Genomic DNA, 17,659 nt, shown 5'->3' on the forward strand with positions numbered 1-17,659 from the left:
GCGGTGGCCGAAGCGGCCGGCACTATGAACCGCTACCCGGACAGCGCCGCCGTCGAACTCCGCGAACGGCTCGCCCGGCACCTGGGCGTCACTGCCGAAGAGGTGGCGGTGGGCCCCGGCAGCGTGGGCGTGCTCCAGCAGATCATCACCGGACTGTGCGACGCCGGGGATGAAGTGATTTTCGCGTGGCGCTCCTTCGAGGCGTACCCCATCCTGGTGGAGCTGGCAGGCGCCCGGCCGGTCCGCATCCCGCTGGACGAGGCTGAGGGCCACGACCTGGACGCGATGGCAGCGGCCGTCACCGACCGGACCAAGGTGATCCTGCTCTGCACCCCCAACAACCCCACCGGCGTGCCCATCAGCCACGACCGCATCGAAGCGTTCCTGCAGGCTGTGCCGTCCAGCGTCCTGGTGGTGGTCGACGAGGCCTACGTGGAATACGCCGACGCCGGCAGCGGCCCCGATTCCCTTGCGCTCTACCGCCGGTACCCGAACGTCTGCATCCTGCGCACCTTCTCGAAGGCCTACGGACTGGCCGGCCTGCGCGTGGGCTACGCCGTTGCGTCCCCGGCCATCGCCGAAGGGCTGCGCCGCACAGCCCTTCCCTTCGCTGTCAGTGCGCTGGCCCAGAAGGCGGCCATCGCGTCGCTGGACGCGGGGGAGGAGATGAAAGCGCGGGTGGCCGCCGTCCGGCAGGAGCGTGTCCGGATGGCCGTGCAGCTGGAAGCCCAGGGCTGGAAGCTGCAGCCGAGTCAGGGCAACTTCCTGTGGATCCGCGCCGACGACGAGCTCCGGGCCACGCTGGTGGACGCGTTCGACCGCGCCGGCATCCTGGTCCGGGCCTACCAGGGCGACGGCGTGCGGATCACCGTTGCCGACCCTGCCTCCAACAACCGCGTGCTCCGGATCCTCGAAGCCCACGCTGCCTGAACTTTTATCCCCAACAGTTCCACCTACTAACCAGAGGAATCCCCATGGAACAACAGACAAAGACGTCTGCCCGCGCCCTCGGCGCCGCGCTCAAACCCCGCCAGCTGACCATGATGGGCCTGGGCAGCGCCATCGGCGCGGGCCTGTTCATCGGCTCCGGCGCCGGCATCCAGGCTGCCGGCCCGGCGGTGCTGATCTCCTACCTCGTGGCCGGCACGCTCATTATCCTGGTGATGTGGGCGCTCGGCGAGATGGCCGCCGCCAACCCGGACAGCGGCGCGTTCTCTGTCTACACGGCCAAGGCCTACGGACCGGTGGCGGGCGCCACCGTGGGCTGGCTGTGGTGGCTGCAGCTCGTGGTGGTGATCGCGGCCGAGGCGCTGGGTGCGGCGGGCCTGCTGGCCACGATCTTCCCGGCGCTGCCGGTGTGGCTGATGGCCTTTGTGTTTATCGTGGTGCTCACCGCCGTGAACCTGACCAGCGTTAAGAACTTCGGTGAGTTTGAGTTCTGGTTTGCCCTGTTGAAGGTGGCGGCGATCGTCGGGTTCCTTCTGGTGGGCTTCGCGCTGCTCTTCGGCTTGGTACCGGGCGTGCAGTCGCCGGGCCTGTCCAACTTCATGGGTGACGGATTCGCGCCGAGCGGGTTCGCCGGGATTGCGACGGCGCTGTTCGTGGTGGCGTTTGCGTTCGGCGGCACCGAGATCGTGTCCGTGGCGGCAGCCGAGACGGCTGAGCCGGCCCGCAGCGTGAAGAAGGCAGTCCGGACCGTGCTGTGGCGCATCCTGGTGTTCTACATCGGTGCGATCTTCATTATTGCTGCCGTGGTTCCCGTGGGTTCCGAGGGGCTGAAGAGCCCGTTCGCCGCGGTGCTTGAGGCCGCCGGCATGCCGGGTGCCGGTACTGCCATCACTTTGGTGGCCGTGGCAGCACTGCTGTCCGCCCTCAATGCCAACCTCTACGGCGCTTCCCGGATGGCGTACTCCCTGGCCGAGCGCGGTGAAGCTCCGCGCCTGCTCGCGTCCGTGTCCAAGGCCCGGGTTCCGGTGGTCGCGGTCTTGGCCAGCGTCGCCTTCGGCGTTGTCACGGTGGTGCTGGAGATGGCCTTCCCCGAGATGGTCCTTGGCGTCCTGCTCAACATCGTGGGGTCCACCTGCCTGCTGGTGTGGACGTCAGCGCTCCTGGCCCAGCTGGCGCTGCGCCTCCGCGCCGACCGCGACGGAACCGAGCTCCCGCTGCGGATGCCCGGCTTCCCGTGGCTGACGTCCCTTGGCCTGCTGATTCTCGCGGCGATCTTCACCGTGGGCTTCATCGGCGAGGACTCCCGTCCGCAGCTCCTGAGCACTTTCGGGCTTGTGGCGCTGCTCGCGGTGGCGAACTGGCTGAACCACCGTAAGCGGGACACGCGGCCGGGTGTCGAATCCTCGGACGGTGGGAAGCAGCCGGTGCTTATCGACTGACAGGATCGGGGGTGGCGTGCACCTTGTGCGCGCCACCCCCGACGGTTTTAACGTCCCGCTGGTTTTAGGCTTCTACATCGTGGTCCGTCTCCAAGATCTCAACCAAGTGGTCGAGGGCTTGATCCGCGCCCGGGCCTTCGGCGCGAAGTACTACGACGTCGCCGTGCGAGGCGCCGAGACTCATGAGGGAGAGGATGCTGGCGGCATCGAGAGCTTGGTCGGAGCTTGCGCCTTCGGAAGCGATGGTAACGTCCAGTTCCAGTTTGCTGACCGCCTCAGCGAAGACTGACGCGGGGCGGGCGTGCAGGCCTACGCGACTGGCGATCATTGCGGTACGTTCGGGCATGTGGTTCCTTTATCTGCGTGTTTGGCCGTGGTCGAGGAAGACCCGGAATCCCGTTATGCTGCGGGACTCTCTTGCTTGGCTTTCGTCTTATCGTTTTCCTGGGCTTCGGCGAGCCAGGCGTCGCGCTTCGCACCCGGAACCCATCCACGATCGACGACCCGCCGTTGGAAGACGATAGCGGCCGTCACAAGGGCAGTGGCGATAAGGATGGTCAGGACGGTGCCGATCGCAGGGCCGCCGCTGAGACTGACGCCGATGAGGGTGCCGAACCAGCCGAAGTCGGCGTCCCCGAAGGTGCTGTTGGCGAGACCGAACTGGCCCAGGACGAGCAGCAGAACGGCGGGCAGGATAGTGATGATGATGCCGTTCACGAAGCCGCCGAGCATGGCTCCTCTCCGTCCGCCGGTTGCGTTGCCATACACACCGGCGCCGCCGCCGGTGAAGAAGTGCGGGACCATTCCCGGAAGGATCAGGGCCAAGCCAAAGACGGGGTTCAGCCAGAGGGCGAGGACGCCGAGGGCGATCAGGCCTCCGGTGAAGGAGCTCAGGAAGCCGATGAGCACAGCGTTTGCTCCGAAGGGGAAAACGATGGGGATGTCGAGTGCGGCCTTGGCGCCGGGGACCACCTTGGCCGCGATGCCCTGGAAGGCCGGGACGAGCTCGCCCAGTACTGTGCGTACGCCGTAAAGGATGACGGCCACGCCGACGCCGAACAACAGCGCCTGTTCGAAGCCCGCCATGATGAAAGCTCCCGCATCAGGGACGTCAAAGATTGCCAGCGCTTCAGTAAGCGGGAGTGCGATAAGTCCCCAAATGGTGAAGACCATGTAGATCAGGACCATGGACAGTGACGTGGCCACCATGGAGTCGCGGAGGAACTTCAGCCCCTGAGGGAACTGGATCTCTTCGGCTGACTTGCTGCGCTTGCCCGCGGCCTGTCCAACTGCGCCTGCTGCGATGTAACCCAGAGACCCGAAATGTCCGATCGCGATGGTGTCATTGCCGGTGATTTTCTTCGTCCACGGGTGAAGGAACGCTGGCATGACCACCATGATCACGCCCAGCAGGACAGCCCCGAGGAGCACCACCAGCCAGTCAAGGCCTTGTCCCAGGCCGACGGACAGGATAACCGTGAGCATTGTGGCCATGAACACCATGTGGTGGCCGGTCAGGAAGACGTACTTCAAGGGAGTGAAGCGCGCCAGGAGCAGCATGATGAGGAAGCCGAAAGTCAGGACATAGGCGCTTTGGGCGCCGAACTGTTCTTGGGCCATTGCTGTGATGACCTCGTTCGTCGGGATGACCCCTTGGGCGCCGGTAACGGTGAGGATGAGTTGACCGAGGGGATCAAGTGACCCGGTAACGACTGTGGCGCCAACGCCAAGAATGAAGAAGCCCAAGGTTGCCTTGAGCGCGCCTCCGATGACCTGGCCCGAGTTGCGACGCAAGGCGATAAGGCCTGCTGCGGTAATGATGCCGATCAGGTACGCGGGCACATTAAGAATCTGCTGCCCTATGAAATTCAGTACTACTACGAGCCAGTCCATGCCGTAGGCACTCCCTTATTGCTGAAATGTTGGTTGGTCTTTTGGTGTTGCAAGTGGAGGAACCACCGGCATTGACTATCGAACCGCGGCAGACAGTTTCCTGTGGATTTCATCGAGGTCGAAAAAGTTTTCGATGACAATGACCTCTGCCGGGACATCGCCAATTTCAGGTGCGAGCTCGTCGGAAGTAAGCACGATTTGCGCGGTTTGCGCCGCGCCGCGGGCGACCCCAATGTCAGCGGCCTCAATTTCGGCGTCGATGCCGAGATCCTGGAGAACCTTTTCTGCGTTCATTTTCAGAAGCACTGATGTCCCAATGCCCATTCCACATACAGCGACGATCTTCATGGTTCGTTGCCTTTCAATTCAGAGGTGATGTTGGAGTTACTCATTTCGGGGAGGCCGCGCACGCCAGGAGGAAACGAACTTCTTCCGGGCTCGCCGCGGCGTCAAGGCCACTGCGGGTGGCCGGATTCGAAAGAATCCCGGCGACTGCCCTGAGGACTTCGATGTGGGCAGTGTGGTCAAGTGCTGCGAGGCCTATAACCAGGGAGACGGGATCGTTGGATTTGTGCCCGAATTCGACAGGGGAGGCCAGGCTGACCCAACTGAGCCCTCCCTTTTTGACGGATTCGGAGGGGCGTGCGTGGGCGAGGGCGACGCCCGGGGCGATAACGATGTAGGGGCCGTGCTCTTCGACGGCCGCGATCATCTGTTCCGTGTAGTCCTCTGTGGTGACTCCGCCTGCCACCAGTCCATCACCTGCCCGGCGGATGGCTTCCCTCCAGTCGGAAGCAGCGACATTGGTGGTAATGGATGAGAGTTCTTCAGCAAGGTTTAGGGCCACGGTGGGGATCCTTCAGTCAACGGATCACATCACGGCGATGTGAGTTCGATCACCGTAGCAAGGAATCAGAGCTTAAGTCTATAAGTAGACCAAAGTATTTCAGTGGCAGATCTTGTCAGGTGGAGGCCAAAGCAAGAGAGTTTGCTCCGCTGTGGGTGAGCCGACTGATCCTGTCAGGCGCGAACAGTGCGTCCTGGGCAAGCAGCGATGCCCCGGTCAGGCCGGCCACAGCTCCAAGGCCGGACCGTTCAACGGCGAGGTCCTGGGTGGCAAACTCGCGTGCCCCCGCATAGATGGCTTCGCGGATGGGTGTGAGGAAGGGTTCGCCCGCTGCGGCAAGACTCCCGCCAATAATCACCGCATCCGGATTGATCAGGCCGACGATGTCGGCCAGCGTCTGGCCAAGGGCTGTTCCCGTTTCCTCAAGGAGGGCCAGCGTTCGGTGGTCCCCGCTTTTCGCAAGCTCGACGATGTCGGCTCCTGTCCTGACTTTGTAGCCGCGGGCCACCAGTTCGGCGCGCACCACCGCTCCGCTGGCTACAGTTTCGAGCCGTTGGAGGCGCCCTCCACCGATCCGCGGTCGGCTCAGGTCCCCCGCTCCTCCGCGCGCGCCACGGTACACCGCGCCGTCCAGCACAAACCCGAGCCCGATCCCGATGCCGGCCTTCACGCCCACGATGTCCCGGTACCCGATTCCTCCCCGCCTTGCTTCGGCGAGTGTCATGACGTTTACGTCCCGGTCGACCGCAAGGACAGCATGTCCGTATCTGCTTGTGAAGTAGTCGCGGACAGCGACGCCATCCCACTGCTTGTCAACCTGCGGTGATGCCAGGCGGCCGGTTGCGATGTCAACGGGACCGGGGACGCCGACACCGATCCCCAGGACGTCGGCCCTGGTCTTTCCGAGGCGTTGCAGCATGTGGTCGAAGACCTGGCCCGCCCATTCAAAAATCTCAGCCGGCCCTTCGCTTGGACCGATGTCTGCTTCATCCACGCTGAGGATCGTGGAAACCAGGTCCGTGATGGCCACCATGCTGTGCGAACCGCCGATGTCAAGGGCGAGCAGTACGCCAGAATCGGGCTTCACGGCGAACGTTTCAGGTGGGCGTCCTCCGCGTGAGTCGAGTTGGCCTACGCTCATGATGATGGAGGCGTTGAGCAGCTCTTCGAGCCGCCGGGCCAGGGTGATTCGCGACCATCCCAGCCGCTCCAGAAGGTCACTCCTGGTGGTAGCCTGCCCGGATCTGATCAGGTCCAGGACAATGCCCGATCCCGTCGAAAGTGATTGCGCCATTTCAACCTCTCGTGATTCGGTCACTGCCTCCGGGATCTGTACCGGTCCCGATTTATGCATACTCATATTCGAAAGCCTACCCCCATGCGTACCCTAACCAATCGAGGCTTAAATAGGATACGGCGGGGCTAAATCCAGAAAACCTTCGGAACTTCGCCGCGTGGACGGCCGGGCCGTCACTGGGTCCCGACGTGTTGTTGCCATGCGATTTCGGCGCCCCAGGTTTTGAGATCAGCCTGACGCGGCGGCGTGGTCCTTCGCCAGTCCCATGAACATCGTCCGGTGCAGGATGTCCACGTGCTTCCGGGCGACCTCCACCGCTTCCTCTACATGGCCGGCGCGGAGGGCGGCCACCAGCGCGATGTGGTCCTGGTTGGATTTGTGCAGCTTCTCGATGGGGTAGGGGATGAAGTAGTCGTAGAGCTCGGCGAGGGTCTCGTGATAAACCCCGACGGCGGTGCCCATTCCTGACGCCGTACCCACCAGCTGATGGAACTGCTCGTCCATCCGGTGGTAGTAGGACCAGTCGGACGACTCGGCCATCTCGCGCGTCAGCCGCTCCAGCTCATCCAGCTGCTCGGCTGTGGCGTTCACTGCTGCATAGTGGGTTACAGCGCATTCGAACAGCAGCCGCCGGTCCACCAGCCGGTTCACGGCCTGGGACTCAGCAGGGGATGCCGAAAGCTCCGCCAAAACATCCGACGGCGGCGCATCCGCCACAAACGTCCCGCCGGCCCGTCCACGCCGGCGCACCACCACACCCTGCTCCGCCAGGCTGGCCAAAGCGCGGCGTGCCGTGATCGGGCTGACCGAAAGGCCCAAGGCCACGTCCTCCTGGTCCGGCAGCCGCTCGCCGGGTTTTAGCAGCCCCAGCGAAATCGCCATCCCAATACGCATGCGCACGGCATCCATGGCGCTGCGGCGCTCCATCCCGGGCATCCTGCCAGCACCAAGGCGGGCGGGCTCGGCGGTGTCCTCCAGCTGACGGGTCATATCCGCTACTTTACGGCCCACGCCGGCCCCCTTTTCCTTTATTGGTTCATTCTGATCTAATATAACGCGGATCACACCCCAACGCGGAGACAAACCCATGCAACGCATCCTTCCCCTTATCGCTGCCCAGGCCCGGCCGCGCCTCATCGGCGAACCCGTCTCGGCCTTCGCGGACGAGGTCAAAAAAGCCCTCGAAGCCCAGCCGCACAGCAAGCTGGTCGTTTTCCCCGAACTCCACCTCTTTGGCGACGGAAACCCGGACCTACAAAGAACCGAAAGCCTCCAGGCGAGTGCCGAACCGCTGGATGGCCCGAGAGTCAAAGAACTCAAGCAGCTCGCGAAAGACCTCAATATCTGGCTGGTCCCCGGGAGTGTCTGCGAACGCGGCCCGGAAGGGCAGCTGTTCAACACCCAGCTGGTCCTGTCCCCGGACGGTGAGCTCGCCGGCTACTACCGGAAGATTTTCCCCTGGCGCCCGTTCGAGCCCTACGATCCCGGCGACCGGTTCACCACCGTGGACCTGCCCGGCATCGGCAGGGTGGGCCTGAACATCTGCTACGACGCCTGGTACCCGGAGGTGTCCCGCCAGCTCGCCTGGATGGGCGCCGAGGTGATCCTCAACGTCGTCAAAACCACCACCCCGGACCGCAAGCAGGAACTGATCTTGGCGAAGGCCAACGCCATCGTCAACCAGGTGTTCATGGTCAGCGTCAACTGCGCCGGCCCCACCGGCCAGGGCAAGAGCATCATCGTGGACCCGGAAGGCAATACCCTCACCGAAGCAAAAGACGATCAACCGCAGCTGCTCACTGCGGAACTGGACCTGGCCGCCGTCGACCGCGTCCGCACGCACGGCACGGAGAACCTCAACCGCCCCTGGTCGCAGTTCCGCGAGGGGGAGCCCGCCGTCGAACTTTCCGTCTACCAAGGCCGGATCAATCCGGCCACCTGGACACCGCCGTCCTACAAGCCGTAAGGAAACACCGTGACAACCACCCTCACCCGCACGCTGAAGCTGCCCTCGCTGGTCCTGTTCGGGCTGGCGTACCTGACCCCCATCATCGTCCTGGGGATCTTCGGCATCATCGCCGAAACCACCGGCGGCGCCGCGCCCGCCGCGTACCTAGTGGCGCTCGTGGCCATGCTGTTCACCGCGCACAGCTACGGCCGAATGGCCATCGCCCACCCCGTGGCCGGCTCCGCCTACACCTACGTCCGCCGCTCCATCGATTCGCGGGTCGGGTTCCTGGTGGGCTGGGCGGTGCTGCTGGACTACCTCTTCCTGCCCATGGTCATCTGGCTCATCGGCGGCTCCTACCTGAGCGCCCAGTTCCCCGGCATCCCCATCGGCGTCTGGATCGTGGGCTTCATCCTCATCACCACGCTGCTGAACATCCTGGGCATCAAGGTGGCTGACAAGGCCAACTATGTGCTGATGGCGTTTCAGCTGCTGGTCCTCGTGTTCTTCGTGGCGTTGGCCATCGGCAGCGTGGTGTCCGCCAACGGCGCCGGGGGACTGGCCAGCGGGCAGCCGTTCTTCAACGACACCGCCAGCTTCGCCACCATCTCCGCCGGCGCCGCGATTGCCGCGTACTCGTTCCTGGGGTTCGACGCCGTCACCACCCTCACCGAGGAAACCATCAACCCGCGCAGGACCGTGCCGCGCGCCATCATGCTGGTGGCCCTGATCGGTGGCGGCATCTTCGTGGCGGTGTCCTACGTGACCCAGCTGGTCCACCCCGGCGGCGTGTTCGAGGATTCGGCGTCCGCGGCGAGCTCCATCGCCCTGCAGATCGGCGGGCAGGTGTTCGGTGCCGTGTTCCTGGCGGGCCTGGTGGTGGCGCAGTTTGCCTCCGGCCTCGCCGCGCAGGCCAGTGCCTCCCGCCTTTTGTATGCGATGGGCCGCGACTCCGTCCTGCCCAAGGCGGTCTTCGGCCGGCTGAGCGAGAAGTTCCACACCCCGGTGGCGAACCTGGTGATCACCGGCATCGTGGGCCTGATCGCGGTCTTCCTGGACGTCGCCACGTCGACGTCGTTCATCAACTTTGGTGCCTTTACCGCCTTCACGCTGGTGAACGCCGCGGTGGTGTTCCACTATGTGCGCCAGCGCCGGGCCGGGCAGCAGCTGAACCCGGTGTCCTACGTGGTGGTCCCGGTGATCGGTGCGATCGTCTGCGCCTACCTGCTCTCCCGGCTGGACAGCAACGCCATTACGCTGGGGGTGTCCTGGCTGGTGCTGGGCGTGGTGGTCCTGGCCCTGATCACCCGCGGCTTCAAGGCCTCGCCGCCGGAGATGACGGCCACGGAGAAGGCGACGGTCGAGGCGGCCGCCTGACGCTCGCAGTTTGCAGTGTGGCCGACGGGCCTAGGAAAGGAACAGCCGTGAGGATTGCGCTGGGGCAGCGGGAGTCGGGCGCCGACATTCGGGCGAACCTCGCCGCGATCGACCGGTTTGCCGCCGAGGCCGCGCGCGACGGCGCAGCGCTGGTCGCCTTCCCGGAGTACGCCACCTACGAGAAAAAGAAGGTGGACGCGACGTTCCCCGCGGTTGCCGAGCCGCTGGACGGGCCCGTCTGCCGCGAGCTCGCCGCCATTGCCCGGCGCCATCGCATCACGCTGGTGGCCGGCGTGGTGGAAACCTCGGACGAGCCGGGCAGGGCGTACAACACGCTGGTCGCTTTCGGGTCCGACGGCGGCCGGCTGGCCTTTTACCGGAAGATCCACCTTTTCGACGCGCAGGGCTTCGGGGAATCGAAGTTCATCAAGCCGGGCCCGTCCACCGAGCCGGTGGTGTTCGAGCACGGGGGAGTGCGGTTCGGGCTGATGACCTGCTACGACCTCCGGTTCCCGGAGCTGGCGAGGTCGCTGGCCGACGCCGGCGCGCAGGTTTTACTGGTGTGCTCGTCCTGGGTGCCGGGGGAGCACAAAACGGAGCAGTGGCTGGCGCTGAACGCTGCGCGGGCGATCGAGAACAGCGTGTACGTGGCGGGGGTGTGCCAGGCGCCGCCGGTGTCCGTCGGCCGGAGTGTGCTGGTGGATCCGATGGGGGTTGTTGAAGCTGACCTGGGGCTGGCTGCTGGTGTCCGGGCGGTGGAGGTGTCGCTGGAGACGGTGGACCGGGTGCGGGAGTCGTTCCCGATGTTCCGGCAGCGGCGGTTGTAACGGCGAGATGAACATGGACGCGCGGTTTATTGAGGGTCGCTCTCCGCTACTTGCTCGTCGCTGACCAATTGCTCCTGCCAATATGCCGTGTAGCGAGGAAGCCGGCTTCTTCGTTCTCCGGCACTGAATTCCAAAGCCGCTGCGTGGACGATTTCTGGCGGGTCCCAAGTTTTGGCTTCCTCCGCTGTTCTATTTCGTGCCCATGCATCCAGACGGTCCAGAACCGGTTGAGTTGCACGTTCTACAGCGTCCTCCACGGCGGTAATCAGGCCGGCAAACGTTTCGGCAACTGTCAGAGGCATCTGATTGATGAGAGATATGGGAGCAACTTTAGTTGGCTTGCCGTTGTCGTCCAGCAGGACAAACGGGAGGGGCATGGCAAGATTCGATTGCGAATGCGCGATAGTCGTGTTGCGGTACTGACGAATCACCTCGTGCAGCCATTTCATCGACGAGGGCACGGCTTGTACATCCGGCATCTCGTCGAGGCGCCTACGGACATTCGACTGGATGAAGGGGCGAATGTATGCCGTCACCGCATGGGAGGTTAGCGGGAGCCACAGTTCGGAACTCTCACCAGCAGCGAATGCGCTGGCCAATGTGTGCGAGGCTTCCGAAAGATCGCTCGCGTGGCTGGTGAGTTCCACTAGCAGTCTTGTATCGGGCATATCCGGCAGCAGAAATGAGCGCGGCTGAGGAGATGTCACTGAATTTGTTGCTCCTGTCTTCTCTGCCTCTGGTGCTGGCATTCGTCCTGGCGGGCCCAACGGGCCACTACGCAACTTAGTCGCCCTTTCGCGGGACGTTAGCCCGAACATCGGCAGCCTGATCCTCATCGAGCACCCAGCGTTCATGCTTCCGGTGGTCCGGATACTTCTTGCGGAGGTAGTCTCTGACCACCTTCCCGGGCCGTTGTTCATCGGTGTAGCCAAGTTCCCGAGCGAGTTCGGCGGGTTCATAGGTAGCCATAGCCTCGAGTGTAGGCCGGAGGATAGTTCCGTTGGAGTCATGCGCTGATGATTCAGCGCCCAGAGCCCAATTGCGGCCACCAAGGCTACCCAGGCACCGCCGCCTTTGCGGCCTGGGAAGCCTTCATCCATTCGGTCAGCCAGGGCGCTTGGATGCTGGAGGTAATGCGGCAGTCGGCCACGAAGGTTCCCTGGGCACCGTTAAGAGGCCACACACACCTTGGGGCGCGCACGGAACCTTTCTTGCCGGGTGCGTGTCACGGGGCCGAGTATTGCCTGTACCCGTCCTGCGGCGGGCGGCCCTTAGGAGGACGGTGGGTGCGATGACGCCTCCGGCTCCGACGAGGATCAGGGACTGTGCAGGAGTCCGCCAAAGATGGCGAAGCCGGAATCGGTGATGGGTTGGGACGACGCAACCAGGCACGCGACGTCGAAGGCCACTGCTGCAGCATACCCGGCAATTAAGCAGGCAATCAGTGAACGCGTCCTGTAGCCCTTGGTAAATGCCCTGACGGCGACGTCGTACCCCAGGTACTTGAGGCCAATGATCGTAGGGGCAAAGGTCAGGACGTAAAAAGAAGCCCACATCCTCGGGAAGGCCTGAGTGGAACGTTTGTCTGGCCTCGGAAAACCCCCTTGAGTAGAACCACAACGTGACCAGGTGGAGCGCTGATCAACAGGACCGAGACCACGCCGTAGCGCAGCGCGAGTACACCCCGGGTCGTTCCCGTAGCCATGTCAGTTTGCGCTGTCGCGGCGTTAGTCGAGGACCTCTATGTCAGGGTGGTTTTCCGTGATCCATTTGGCCATCCGGCGGCTCCGCTTGTCGATGAACTCCAGCGTTGCCTCCCGGTATGCCACGTACTCCTCAGTGGTGGAGGGGGTTCCGGCACGCTGGAAGTTTTTGAACGGCAGGTAGAAGCGGATCTGCGCGTAGTCCGGCGTCACGAGGTCCTGGAAGTGGAAGAAATCCACGAACTCCTGAAACCCGTCGAAGAGGGCGAAGAAGTCCACATAGGCGTGAGTGACGTCGGCGAGGGGACTCCCTGGCTCTCCTGCATAGTGACGGCGGATGCATTCGAGGGTGAGGTCCATCCGATCCGCGATCACACGCCTCAACCCTCGGGCCGTGTTCATTGTGGGCAGGTCCTTCGACCTGACCGGCCAGATCATGGCACTGCCGATGGTGTACGGAGGGTTAAGGTATTGGGCCCGCTGCTCCTCGTTCATGCCGGCGATGGCTGCGGCCAGCGGTTTCGGTCGTAGCCACCTGCTGTAGGAGTTGGTAATGGCGTCGCTGCCGTACCAATACCTGGTCCCGGAGGAGTCAGCGAATATCAAGTAACCGTCCCGGCGACGCAATGGTGCTTTGGGTGCGAAAAGGATCCCGGAGTTGAGCCGCTTGGTCCACAGCAGCTCGTGAATTGACCGGAGCTTTGGACTGTCCCTATCGGCGTCGGGCCTATTTTTTGCAGGCCTATCGGTTTTGAAATCGAATGAGATATCGAAGACCGGTACTGATCCTGGATCCAAAGGATCTGTCGCTGAAGGGTCATTCTCCATTGGTGCGTTGGCAGGGCCGGACTCCGTCATCGTGTTCCCCCATCAAACGTTACGGCTAATGGTTTGATGCTATTTGCCCGGGGGATTGCGACGGCTCGTGCTGGGGCAATCTTGCGTTGATCTTTCCCGCGCCCTGCGGGGACGGCTCAGCGCGGCGATAACGCGGGCATCAGCCCGAGCTGTGCCAGGAACTCCAGCTGGTCGAAGTAGAAGTGGTGGGACGTGATCTCGCCGTCCCGGACCGTCGTCACGTCGCAGCTCCTGACCCGGAGCGTTTTGCCGGTGGCCGGCAGGGTTTCGCCGGATGGCAGGTGCAAAGCCCCGGTGTTGGTTCCCACTACAAAGCCTTCATAGACCGCCACGTCTCCCGCTTCGTACCTGGCCACGTGGTCGTACCGCACGTCGTTCATGGCTTCCCAGTACGCGAAGAGGTAGCCGGTGATGGCATCGCGCCCGATGGTCCCGGATTCGGTGGGTGGTGTGGCTTGGCTGAGCCCCTTCAGGATGGCTTTCCAGGCATGGGCGGGCATGTTGAGGCCGTCACGGACGCGGTCCTGGATGACGCTCTGCAACAGGTAGGGGTGGGCATCCCGATGGCGCTGGAACAGAGACGCCAGGAAGCAGAGCCGGTGGCGCTGTCGGTTATCAACCGGTTGACGTGGCGCGACGGCGCCGATGACCGGGTGCTGGCCGAGGACGTGCTGGCCGTTCTGCGCCGCGAACCGCTAGCAGGCCGTGTGGTGCCGTTGACCTTGACATGCTGATCACCGTGCAGGAAGGGGCCGTGGACCCGTCGCTGGCTGGCTACGTCGACTTACGTACCGGTGAGGTGCGCGACGAAGTCCGTGAAAGTAATTCGAGGCCTAAAGGCCAGGCATCATATGGCTGGAACAGTGGTCAGCCTTCGTACAGCCCTCTAGGTGGTGTTCCTTGCGGGGCTATGCGGACCATTTCTCGGCTCTCCGGATCTGTTCTTCCAAAGTCGATATGACGGTCGCTAGGCCTGGTTGTGCAAAGCCATCAGGTTTCAGGGAGAACCTATGCAAGAAGGGCCCGTCCTCGCCCTCGGCCTTTCCGTCATCATGACGACCTACTTCCCGAACATCCACAAGCCCAAGCCATTCCAAGGTCTTTCGGGCGTGAGAGAAGGGATCGCGGCCAATGCCATAGTGGCGAAGCCGTGTTTCAGAAGGAATGGCAACATATCCATCCTCGTCTGGTAACCTGCCGCGGCCATATGCAATCATGAGCAGCAGGGAAATTTCTGAATCTTCCAAGACATGCAACCATGAGTTTTTGATGAAGTCAGCCGGCAAATTTATGGTGGGAATCCCGGCCTTGGGCACTTTATAGAGCTCGACCTCATTCAATCGCGTGCCGGCCTCGTTCAACTGGCGACCCGCTTCGTCCAACAGCAGAAAATTTTCGTAGCGTCCTCGACCCCCCGTGGATTCCTGCAAAATGACAAGCCCCGCGGAGTCGAGTGTTTTTAAGCTGGAGCGGATTGACCTCGCGCGTTTTTCTTTCGCCGGAATATAGACGTTCCCCCTGCCTTGGTCCTGTGCGTCGGTAGCAACGAAGTCAGTCCATCCAGGTGTGTCCGAGGAACCTACGAGCGGCATGTGATCGGGATGTGCACCTGCACGTTTAGTCAACTGCGCAACGGCCAACGTCATGAGGAAGAACCGAAGGGCGGAACCCTGGCTCGATGAAATTCGGGTGGCTGGGGGACGGAACCGCCTCGGTGGGACCTTCCGGTCCGAGTAGCCACCAGGAGCGGGGCTGGATCTGTAGCTGAAACTAGGACGTACGCGAAAGCCGCGGGCAAGAGCGCTTTCCACCGGAAATGTTTCTCTGGTCTTTGCCGATGTTCGTTCCACGGCTTCCCCGAACGCACCTCGCAATCTTTGGAGGCGGGCCTCGAAGGCCGCTCGCTCCTTGGGCGTCGCCCACCGGGAGGAATCGTAGATCAGTGTCATTTCACAGCAACTTCCGACGTAACAGGCTGAACGTCTAAAGCCGCCTGTATTCCCGCTATCTCTATGTATCGCTCTAAGACTGGCGGCTTTAGCCGCGCTTTCAGTGTAGTGGAAATACCGCTGGCCCGCAGTAATACTTCAGAGACGAACCAGAGGAGGTGAGATGAAGAAGCATTCAAACAGCTGCTGCCGCAGGTGCAGGAAGAAACAATCTGGAGGCCGGAACTTCGCTACCCAGGCGCTCCTAGCCCTCCAGATTGTGCTTACTATGGCACGCTTTCTCATCCAGTAGGACGTTGTTGGTCCGTTCAGCTGCAACTGGGCGGACCAACGTGCTGGTAGCAAGATTATTGGCTACGGGATGGGGGTACAAGGTCGACCTACCTTCTCCTTGTTGCTCACACTCCCACGCTCGCCCGAGAAGTCCCTCACCTCTGAGCAGCCCCGCCATGATCCTGCCCTCCCCCACTAGGGAAAAGTGGGCTGGGGTCAATGTCGCCCTGCCGCAGGTGCTCGATCAATACCGCCTGAAGCTGACTGGTGTTGGCAAGGGCCTGGACCTGTGCCCGTAGCTCCTCCTCGCCGAAATCTGCCACGACAGATGTCTACGGTTTCGCTCCTGCTTTGGCAACCGCTGTAGCGAGTTCACTTAGCACGGGCGAGCTGAGGGTGACACTCCCGTCTTCCTTAGATTCGGGAGACGGACCAAAGACGCGTGCGGCGAAAGCCGCCCGCATCTGGTGACGAAGCTCATCGTCCGTGACCGGCTCCATGTATCCGTCAAAGGTCAGCAACTGTTCTTTGATTGTTCGGGCCCATGTGCTTACGTCTCGATGGTAGGCAGCTTGCCTTCCGAAGTAGGTGGCTAGCCCCAACACGCCTGCCAGGAGCGAAATGCGAAGAATGGCATGGCCTGGCGAACCGACAGGCCCAGCCACTGTCTCCCCAATAGAGACTTCTAACGCAAACCATAGTCCAAAGATCACGCCGGCCGCGGTAAGGATACGAAACGAGGTTGCCGCCCAGAAGTGTCGGCTTGCCAGCGAGTTGAATCTTGCCGTCAGCGTGGACCCGGATGCCATCCCAGCTGCGTTCCGGGCCGATTCGGCTGCCGTATGTGCATCGGCAGCGTCCTGCCTAGAGTCTCGCACCGCCTTGCGGAGTTGCAGTGAGTAGTCAACGTTCTCTATGCGTGCAATGAGAAGGCTGACGGCACGAAGTTCCATATGGGCTGAGAAATCTGCATGTTCCACACCTTCCGGCTTAGCGCCGCCAGAACGAACCCGCTGCAATGTGAGACTTTTTACCTTTGAAACATATGCCTTGAGGATGCCTAAGAGCCTGTCGGCCCATATCTCCGTGTCACGATCCTTGCGCTCACGTATAGATTGCTCCAAGTTGCTGAGCGTAACTTTGTAGTCCTGAATCTCATCAGCGCCATTGAGTACGAACTCTACGTACATTTCCATGAAGTGATAATCATCGGCAACGGAATCCCACCAAATGACCGCTACATCTTGTGCCCGCTGTCGAGCGAAATAATCTGAATCGCTTTCGCTGCTGGATTCCGCGAGAGCCAAGTTGAGTTGTTCAAGGCCCGGGACGAAATCGCTTAGTGTCATGGTGTTTTTCACGGTCTTATTTGACCACGAAAAATCGACCCCTCATCGACGAGGTACGCAAAGACTTGTTCAATTCGATCCTGATCTACCATGGACTTGAACGGAACAGGTTTGGATAGTACGCGAGTTGCAGTATCTCCGCCTTTTGTTCCGCGCGAGCCGATCGCATGCGTAGTCGGGGAGTGCGGTGCAAAGGTTCCATCCTTCGGAAGCGGTCCTTGTGTCCCTAGCTGCTACGGTAGGCGTCGTTACTGACAATAGGGCTGAATTCGCTTCCGTTGGGCTCCAGCAAGCCTTCGCGGCAGCCATCCAGTACGTTATCGGCAGTTCGATAATTTGATGCAGCTTCCGAAATATGCACTGGCCCGATGTGAACCTCTCCCACGTCTGACTTGGGCGAATGCCTTTGAACAGAACCTAGCTACCCCGCCACTGTCGCCTTTGCAGTTCGGGTCGCGTTCATCCATTCAGTTAGCCACGGCGCGCAGACGGTAGAGGTGATCCGGCAGTCAGCCACGAAGGTGCCCTTGGCGCCGGCGTCGATCCAGTTCTGCAGCGCGGAGAGGTCCGACAGAGACCGGATCACGGCGGACTTAGCCCCGAGTGCCCGGGCAACGCCGCTGAAGTCGACCTCGGGGATCAGCATGGGCTTTTCGGTCAGGCCCTGCGAGCCGTACTGGTGGATTTCGGCTCCGTAGGCGGCGTCGTTGTAGATCACCACGATCGCGCTGCGGGCAGCGCCGATCAGTGATTCGAGATCGGCCAGGCCCATGAGGAAACCGCCGTCGCCGGCGGCCAGCACCAAGGTGCGGCCGTCCTCTACGGCACGGGCAGCGCCGACGGCGCTGGCCAAGCCCAGCCCGATGGACTGGAAGGCGGTCCCCACCATCACCAGGTCCTGCGGCCGCGGGATGTTCCAGTACATGGGTGCCCAGCCGATGAAGTGCCCGC

20 protein-coding genes are annotated in these 17,659 nt (G+C 62.4%); 6 read left to right on the forward strand and 14 right to left on the reverse strand.

The features are described 5' to 3' along the window. Both hisC and AC5RTT_RS16835 read left to right on the forward strand, forming a co-directional pair. Positions 1-930: histidinol-phosphate transaminase (gene hisC / locus AC5RTT_RS16830; protein WP_494146147.1), on the forward strand; the 930-nt coding region annotated here is incomplete at its 5' end. Positions 931-974: 44 nt separating this feature from the next. Next, on the forward strand, positions 975-2,387 hold the full coding sequence (locus AC5RTT_RS16835; RefSeq protein WP_494146148.1) for an amino acid permease: 1,413 nt from the start codon (positions 975-977) through the stop codon (positions 2,385-2,387). A 64-nt stretch (positions 2,388-2,451) separates the two neighbouring features. Here AC5RTT_RS16835 and AC5RTT_RS16840 read toward each other — a convergent pair whose 3' ends face one another. The 6 genes from AC5RTT_RS16840 to AC5RTT_RS16865 form a co-directional block, all read right to left on the reverse strand. Beyond that, positions 2,452-2,733: an HPr family phosphocarrier protein gene (locus tag AC5RTT_RS16840; RefSeq protein WP_494146149.1), complete on the reverse strand. Its 282-nt coding sequence runs from the start codon at positions 2,731-2,733 to the stop codon at positions 2,452-2,454. Positions 2,734-2,786: 53 nt separating this feature from the next. Continuing rightward, on the reverse strand, positions 2,787-4,280 hold the full coding sequence (gene ulaA, locus AC5RTT_RS16845; RefSeq protein WP_494104333.1) for a PTS ascorbate transporter subunit IIC: 1,494 nt from the start codon (positions 4,278-4,280) through the stop codon (positions 2,787-2,789). Between the two features lie 75 nt (positions 4,281-4,355). Further along, positions 4,356-4,628 carry a PTS sugar transporter subunit IIB gene (locus AC5RTT_RS16850; protein WP_494104334.1) on the reverse strand — a complete coding sequence of 91 codons (273 nt, stop codon included), beginning with the start codon at positions 4,626-4,628 and terminating at the stop codon, positions 4,356-4,358. A gap of 40 nt (positions 4,629-4,668) precedes the next feature. Next, positions 4,669-5,127, reverse strand: a complete 459-nt coding sequence (locus tag AC5RTT_RS16855) for a PTS sugar transporter subunit IIA (protein ID WP_494146150.1) — start codon at positions 5,125-5,127, stop codon at positions 4,669-4,671. A 115-nt stretch (positions 5,128-5,242) separates the two neighbouring features. Next, a complete protein-coding gene (locus AC5RTT_RS16860; RefSeq protein WP_494146151.1) occupies positions 5,243-6,487 on the reverse strand; it encodes an ROK family protein in 1,245 nt (414 codons plus the stop codon). A 165-nt stretch (positions 6,488-6,652) separates the two neighbouring features. Continuing rightward, complete coding sequence (locus tag AC5RTT_RS16865) at positions 6,653-7,414, reverse strand: FadR/GntR family transcriptional regulator (RefSeq protein ID WP_494146152.1); 762 nt, start codon at positions 7,412-7,414, stop codon at positions 6,653-6,655. A gap of 97 nt (positions 7,415-7,511) precedes the next feature. Here AC5RTT_RS16865 and AC5RTT_RS16870 point away from each other — a divergent pair, with 97 nt between their 5' ends. The 3 genes from AC5RTT_RS16870 to AC5RTT_RS16880 are packed head-to-tail and all read left to right on the forward strand — an operon-like array spanning position 7,512 to position 10,576. Beyond that, positions 7,512-8,390, forward strand: a complete 879-nt coding sequence (locus AC5RTT_RS16870; RefSeq protein ID WP_494146153.1) for a carbon-nitrogen hydrolase family protein — start codon at positions 7,512-7,514, stop codon at positions 8,388-8,390. A gap of 9 nt (positions 8,391-8,399) precedes the next feature. Continuing rightward, entirely contained in the window at positions 8,400-9,749 is a 1,350-nt protein-coding gene (locus AC5RTT_RS16875; protein WP_494146154.1) for an APC family permease, read from the forward strand. Between the two features lie 47 nt (positions 9,750-9,796). Beyond that, the gene (locus AC5RTT_RS16880; protein ID WP_494146155.1) at positions 9,797-10,576 is read left to right on the forward strand and encodes a carbon-nitrogen hydrolase family protein; all 780 of its coding nucleotides are present in this window, start codon (positions 9,797-9,799) and stop codon (positions 10,574-10,576) included. Positions 10,577-10,602: 26 nt separating this feature from the next. Here the strand turns inward: AC5RTT_RS16880 and AC5RTT_RS16885 are convergent, their stop codons facing one another. The 5 genes from AC5RTT_RS16885 to AC5RTT_RS16905 all read right to left on the reverse strand — a co-directional run bounded on the left by AC5RTT_RS16885 (position 10,603) and on the right by AC5RTT_RS16905 (position 13,679). Next, on the reverse strand, positions 10,603-11,223 hold the full coding sequence (locus AC5RTT_RS16885; RefSeq protein ID WP_494146156.1) for a hypothetical protein: 621 nt from the start codon (positions 11,221-11,223) through the stop codon (positions 10,603-10,605). 136 nt (positions 11,224-11,359) lie between these two features. After that, entirely contained in the window at positions 11,360-11,545 is a 186-nt protein-coding gene (locus AC5RTT_RS16890) for a hypothetical protein (protein WP_494146157.1), read from the reverse strand. A 347-nt stretch (positions 11,546-11,892) separates the two neighbouring features. Further along, positions 11,893-12,132, reverse strand: coding sequence for a hypothetical protein (locus AC5RTT_RS16895; RefSeq protein ID WP_494146158.1), 240 nt, complete (start codon positions 12,130-12,132; stop codon positions 11,893-11,895). Positions 12,133-12,303: 171 nt separating this feature from the next. Then, on the reverse strand, positions 12,304-13,137 hold the full coding sequence (locus AC5RTT_RS16900) for a DUF6994 family protein (protein ID WP_494146159.1): 834 nt from the start codon (positions 13,135-13,137) through the stop codon (positions 12,304-12,306). 116 nt (positions 13,138-13,253) lie between these two features. Further along, entirely contained in the window at positions 13,254-13,679 is a 426-nt protein-coding gene (locus tag AC5RTT_RS16905) for an ester cyclase (RefSeq protein ID WP_494146160.1), read from the reverse strand. Positions 13,680-13,700: 21 nt separating this feature from the next. On the opposite strand from AC5RTT_RS16905, the gene AC5RTT_RS16910 reads away from it, so the two are divergent. Next, positions 13,701-13,871 carry a hypothetical protein gene (locus AC5RTT_RS16910; RefSeq protein ID WP_494146161.1) on the forward strand — a complete coding sequence of 57 codons (171 nt, stop codon included), beginning with the start codon at positions 13,701-13,703 and terminating at the stop codon, positions 13,869-13,871. A 174-nt stretch (positions 13,872-14,045) separates the two neighbouring features. Here the strand turns inward: AC5RTT_RS16910 and AC5RTT_RS16915 are convergent, their stop codons facing one another. The 3 genes from AC5RTT_RS16915 to AC5RTT_RS16925 form a co-directional block, all read right to left on the reverse strand. After that, positions 14,046-14,783, reverse strand: a complete 738-nt coding sequence (locus AC5RTT_RS16915; RefSeq protein WP_494146162.1) for a hypothetical protein — start codon at positions 14,781-14,783, stop codon at positions 14,046-14,048. Positions 14,784-15,691: 908 nt separating this feature from the next. Further along, complete coding sequence (locus AC5RTT_RS16920; protein WP_494146163.1) at positions 15,692-16,720, reverse strand: hypothetical protein; 1,029 nt, start codon at positions 16,718-16,720, stop codon at positions 15,692-15,694. A 409-nt stretch (positions 16,721-17,129) separates the two neighbouring features. Next, on the reverse strand, positions 17,130-17,659 hold a 530-nt coding region (locus tag AC5RTT_RS16925; protein ID WP_494146164.1), incomplete at its 5' end, for a thiamine pyrophosphate-dependent enzyme.

Source organism: Arthrobacter sp. Y3221157, assembly GCF_059089865.1.